The sequence below is a fragment of the Qipengyuania sp. genome (assembly GCF_042095715.1).
Classification (GTDB): Bacteria; Pseudomonadota; Alphaproteobacteria; order Sphingomonadales; family Sphingomonadaceae; genus Qipengyuania.
The window spans coordinates 1-4876 of the sequence record NZ_JBELMO010000121.1 but is presented as its reverse complement, the minus strand read 5'-3'; the positions used below and the strand labels follow the sequence as shown (position 1 = coordinate 4876).

4 protein-coding genes and 1 pseudogene are annotated in these 4876 nt (G+C 64.0%); all 5 read right to left on the bottom strand.

The features are described from left to right. Window positions 1-149 (bottom strand): annotated as a pseudogene (locus ACFDTG_RS16125) (CHAP domain-containing protein); the annotation flags it as partial. A gap of 143 nt (window positions 150-292) precedes the next feature. After that, window positions 293-1258, bottom strand: coding sequence for a helix-turn-helix domain-containing protein (locus ACFDTG_RS16120; protein WP_375251064.1), 966 nt, complete (start codon window positions 1256-1258; stop codon window positions 293-295). Window positions 1259-1366: 108 nt separating this feature from the next. Next, complete coding sequence (locus ACFDTG_RS16115; protein ID WP_375251065.1) at window positions 1367-2218, bottom strand: AAA family ATPase; 852 nt, start codon at window positions 2216-2218, stop codon at window positions 1367-1369. A 69-nt stretch (window positions 2219-2287) separates the two neighbouring features. After that, window positions 2288-3004, bottom strand: coding sequence for a hypothetical protein (locus ACFDTG_RS16110; protein WP_375251066.1), 717 nt, complete (start codon window positions 3002-3004; stop codon window positions 2288-2290). A 239-nt stretch (window positions 3005-3243) separates the two neighbouring features. Further along, on the bottom strand, window positions 3244-4876 hold a 1633-nt coding region (gene rpoD / locus ACFDTG_RS16105; protein WP_375291957.1), incomplete at its 5' end, for an RNA polymerase sigma factor RpoD.

Below are 4876 nucleotides of genomic sequence, written 5' to 3'. Positions count from 1 at the left end.
CGACCGTCCGCCTGATCCCACCACGTCCAGGCATCACCGTAGATCTGGATGCCCGATGCCTGTCGCGCGAAGGGCACGCATTGCCCGACATAGTCGAGCAGCGAGCGCGCGTGCGCCGGCCTGGACAAGGCCGCCACCCGCGCCGTCATCGCCAGCAACGCGGAAAAGCTACGCAACATCACCCGACTGGCCTACCCCGGGGGCGTAAGTAAGCCATTGTTGGTTATGGTTAATTTAACGGATTAACAGACGAATTGCCCTTGACGCACGATGGCCGGGGCGGGCGGGATGATCAGGGCAGGAGGGGCGCGCTTTCGGGCCGCGTCGCCGGGTAACGCCGCGACTCGCCTGATTGCGCGCGTGCAGCCCGCCGCACTTCCTGATCCGCGCGCAGGCACGCGATCAGGTAGCGATGGTCATATTGCAGGAAGCGGCGCGGCGTCATCCCCAGGAAGCGATTGGCATCCCGTATGAAATGCGAGACATCGAAATAGGACGGGGCCATCACGGTATAATCGGCGCGCTCCCCCGCCAGCAGCATCCTCACCAGCGACCGGATGAAGCGCGTTCGGATCAGCAAGGTCTTTGGCGGGAAGCCGAAATGCCTGATCGAGAGCCGTCGTAGCGCGGCCGGCGTCAGCCCCAGCGCCGCCGCCGCCGCGCCGAGATCAGGCGCCGTCCCGTCTTCGGCAATGAACCGCTGGATCGCGACGATCATCGCATCATCTAGGCCGGGGGGCGGCATGATCGCCAGGAGCAGCTCGTCAAGGATCGGTTTTACCTGGGTCGATTGGTTCGATGACAGCAACCGGCCGAAGACATTGTTCACCCAGCCATGCGGCAACATCGTTTCCAGCGGGACCACCCGGTCGCGAAACAGATCGGCGCGGACGCGGAACAGACGCGACCAACCGAGCGGGGTCAGATCGATGCCGACCGTGACGCCGCCGTGCGTCGTCATTCGCATCGCCTTGCTGGCATTGCCGTACAGCGCCGCGCGCGGCATCGGATCATAGCGCCGCGTACCGATCGACAGCGCGATCGGGTGTGGCGTCAGGATGAACCGGATCGCGGGCCAGGTGGGTAGCAGCCACGGATATTCGTCGCCATGCCGCACGGGATCGGAATCAAGGACGTGATAACTACGGACCAGCCCCGCCAGCGGCGCGGCCGGCAGTTCCACGCGCAGCGCGGTGTGCGGTGGCAGTTCGAAGCGCTCAACAAAGACGCCGGGCGTCAACGAACCGCTTTCGATCATAGGCAGGCCCTACGCGCAACAATGGCCGCGTCATAGCATGATTAATTTAACATTAAGAACCAGTCCGGAGGTTTCGCTATCGTCGCGCTGGGGTGGCTGCCGAAAGGCCTATTTCTGACCCTGCCGTCGCGCCATGAAGGCAAGCCGTTCGAACAGCATCACGTCCTGCTCGTTCTTCAACAAGGCACCGTGCAGCGGCGGGATGGCCTTGCTGGGATCGCGATTCTGCAGCACCTCCAGGGGCATGTCCTCGTGCAGCAGCAGCTTCAGCCAGTCGAGCAACTCACTGGTCGACGGCTTCTTCTTGAGTCCCGGCACGTCGCGAACATCGTAAAAGATATCAAGCGCGCGCGACACCAGCAGCTTCTGGATGCCCGGAAAGTGCACGTCGATGATCGCCTGCATCGTGTCACGATCAGGGAATTTGATATAGTGGAAGAAGCAACGGCGCAGGAAGGCGTCCGGCAATTCTTTTTCGTTATTGGAGGTGATAACGACGATCGGGCGCTCGTCGGCGCGGATGGTTTCCTTTGTTTCGTAAACGTGGAATTCCATCCGATCCAGTTCTTGCAGTAGATCGTTCGGAAACTCGATATCCGCCTTGTCGATCTCGTCAATCAGCAGCACCGGCGGGGTTTTATGCTGGAACGCTTCCCACAATTTGCCCTTGCGAATGTAATTGGCGATGTCGTGGACCCGCTCGTCGCCAAGCTGACCGTCGCGCAGCCGCGCAACCGCATCATATTCGTACAGACCCTGCTGGGCCTTGGTGGTCGACTTGATGTTCCATTCGATCAGGTCGGCGCCGACCGCCTTGGCGATCTCATAGGCAAGCACCGTCTTGCCGGTGCCGGGCTCGCCCTTCACCAGCAAGGGCCGGCGGAGCGTCACCGCGGCATTGACCGCGACCTTCAGGTCGTCGGTCGCGACATAGCTCTGCGTGCCCTCGAACCGCTGCATACCTTACCCCGTCATCGTCTCGAATATCGGGTATGGTGTAGCGGCAAGTAGAGGGGGCGCGCAAGTTTCTCAGGCGACGGAGCGCAACGGCCCGGGGAAGGCGCGGGTGATCGCCCCACGCGCGCCATCGCGGGCGGTGGCCCGCGCCTCCAGCAATTGCCACAGGCCGCGATGCTGCGCGAGCATCTGCTGAGCGCCGAACGCCATCGCCCGGTCCGACGAGGGCGTCGTCGCCACGGTCGACAGGAAGCGCCTCGCGTCCGCCGCCACCGGGGTAAACGGCAGCGCCACGTCCAGCCCGAGGCGCCGGGCGCATGCATCGAGGACGTCGCGTACAGCCGCCCAATCCAGCACGAACGCGATCGCGGTGCCGGTCGCGCATCCGCGCCGATCGGACTGCGACAGCATTTCCAACGCATGGCACTGCCCGATGATCGCGGCTTCGGACGCCGCCTGATGCGGCGTGGAGGGAAGCGGGCCGACCGCGGCGGTCAATCGAGCCAGCGTGACGCGCTCTCCCGCCATCGCGGCCGCCGCGGATATCAGCCAGTCCTGCGCCTGCGGATCGGCCGCGCCGGCGAGCACATGATCGATCACTCCCGGCAGCGTGCCGTGGACGATGCATAGCGCGTGCACGGCGTCGGCTTGATCGCGCAGCGGCGTCGCCGGGTGGCGCAGCGCGCGCGCATAGGGGGAACCGCACGTGCCGTCCGCCGCCACCAGCGCCAGGATCGTGGCGGCGGCGTTGCTGACGGTTGAGACGCTGTCGCCCTCGATGACTGCCACGTTGCGCCCCTTGTTCGCCGATGGAAATGGCGGGCTGACGATCGTCGGCAGCCCGAAACCGGGAACATAGGGGGATGGTGTAAAGGTGGGGTTTACGTGGCGATCGTCGCGGTGCCGAAACGAGGAAAAGATTGCCGCGCGGGCACCGCGATCCCGTCCCTTCGGCGCCTGCGGCAGGCGAGGGGCCCGACCGCCGGCAGCGTGACGGGCGGCCCCGTCATCGCCGATCGGCCACTCCCTTATTGGTCGAGGAAGCTGCGCATCTTGCGGCTGCGCGACGGGTGCTTCAGCTTGCGCAACGCCTTGGCCTCGATCTGCCGGATACGTTCGCGGGTCACGCTGAACTGCTGGCCGACCTCTTCCAGCGTGTGATCGGTGTTCATACCGATGCCGAAACGCATCCGCAGCACGCGCTCCTCACGCGGGGTGAGCGACGCGAGAACGCGGGTGACCGTCTCCTTCAGATTCGCCTGGATCGCCGCATCGACCGGGATCACCGCATTCTTGTCCTCGATGAAGTCGCCGAGGTGCGAATCCTCTTCGTCGCCGATCGGCGTTTCGAGGCTGATCGGCTCCTTCGCGATCTTCATCACCTTGCGCACCTTCTCCAGCGGCATGGAAAGGCGCTCAGCCATTTCCTCCGGAGTCGGCTCGCGGCCCTGTTCGTGCAGGAACTGGCGGCTGGTGCGGACCAGCTTGTTGATCGTCTCGATCATATGCACCGGAATGCGGATCGTGCGTGCCTGGTCCGCGATCGAGCGGGTGATCGCCTGCCGGATCCACCACGTCGCATAGGTGCTGAACTTGTAACCGCGACGATACTCGAACTTGTCGACCGCCTTCATCAGGCCGATATTGCCCTCCTGGATCAGATCCAGGAACTGCAGCCCGCGATTGGTGTATTTCTTGGCGATCGAGATGACGAGCCGCAGATTCGCCTCGACCATCTCCTTCTTGGCGATCCGCGCCTCGCGCTCGCCCTTCTGCACCATGTTCACGATGCGTCGGAATTCGGCCAACGCCATGCCGGTCTGCTGGCTGATCTCGCTGATCTCGGTGCGGATACGATCGACCGCGGCGGCCTCGTTAGTGGCGAACGCGGTCCACTTCTTGTCGACGCCGTTGATCGACTCGAGGAAGCCCTCGTCCAGCTCATGACCCATATAGCGGTCGAGGAAATCCTTGCGGCTCACCTTGTGCCGCTCGGCCAGCCGCAGCATCTGCCCGCCCAGCGCGGTCAGCCGGCGGTTGTAGCTGTACAATTGATCGACGAGATATTCGATCTTGCTCTGGTGGAACTGCACGCTTTCCACCTCGGCGGTCAGTTCCTCGCGCAGCTTCTGATACTTGCGCTCTTCCGCCGACGACAGTTCGCTACCCGCGGCCATCGCATCCAGGCGCGTCTCCTGCATCTTGGAGAATTTGCGGTAGATGGCGGTGATATTGGCGAACTTCTCCAGCGCCTGCGGCTTGAGCGTCTCCTCCATCTGCGCGAGGCTGAGCGTATTGTCCTCGTCGTCATCGTCGGCGGGGCGGGGGGCACGACGCTCGGTCATGTCGTCGTCCTCGTCGGCGGACGCCTCTTCGGGCTCTTCCTCCTCCTTGAACGACGGGCCGGCGGCGGCCTCGCTGATTTCGCCATTATCGTCCTCGGCACCCTCGACCTGTTCCGCCGACGGCCCCTTCGATAGCATCGCATCGAGATCGACGATCTCGCGCAGCTGCATCGTGCCTTCGTTGAGCGCGGTCGACCAGTCGATGATCGCGTTGAAGGTGATCGGGCTTTCGCACAGCCCCAGGATCATCGTGTCGCGACCGGCCTCGATCCGCTTGGCGATCGCGATCTCGCCCTCGCGTGAAAGCAGTTCGACC